The 427-nt window shown below is 77.3% G+C and carries 1 pseudogene; it reads left to right on the top strand.

The features are described from left to right. Positions 1-220 (top strand): annotated as a pseudogene (locus tag VR45_RS31240) (hypothetical protein); the annotation flags it as partial. Positions 221-427 lie beyond the last annotated feature (207 nt).

Genomic DNA, 427 nt, shown 5'->3' with positions numbered 1-427 from the left:
CCTGGCCACCATGGAGGGCGCCAACCAGTCGGCGCGGCTGGCGGTCAACGCGCTGCTCGCGGCCGCCGGGGACGACGCCGCGCCGGCCGAGGTGCACGAGCTCCACCGGCCCGCCGAACTGCGCCGGCTGAAGGAGGTGGACGCCGAGCTGTACCGCCAGGGCCGGGCCCACATCCTGGACGGTCCGGCGCCGTGGGAGGAGACCGGACGGGGCGCGTGACGGGTTGTCCGGGATCGGTTGTCCGGGGTTGGTTGTCCGGCGTCAGTACTCCCGGTCGGTGATCAGTGCGGCCAGCGCCGCCAGTTCGGCCGTCGCGGCGGGATCCCCGGTGAGCGCGCCCAGCCGGTCACGGGCCGCGGCCGCGTGCCCGGCGGCCCGCGCCTCGGTCCACCGGCGCCCACCGGCCCGTTCCACCAGCAGCGCCAG

This window comes from Streptomyces sp. NRRL S-495, assembly GCF_000966955.1.
Taxonomy (GTDB): Bacteria; Actinomycetota; Actinomycetes; order Streptomycetales; family Streptomycetaceae; genus Kitasatospora; species Kitasatospora purpeofusca.
This window is presented reverse-complemented; position numbering and strand designations above follow the sequence as displayed.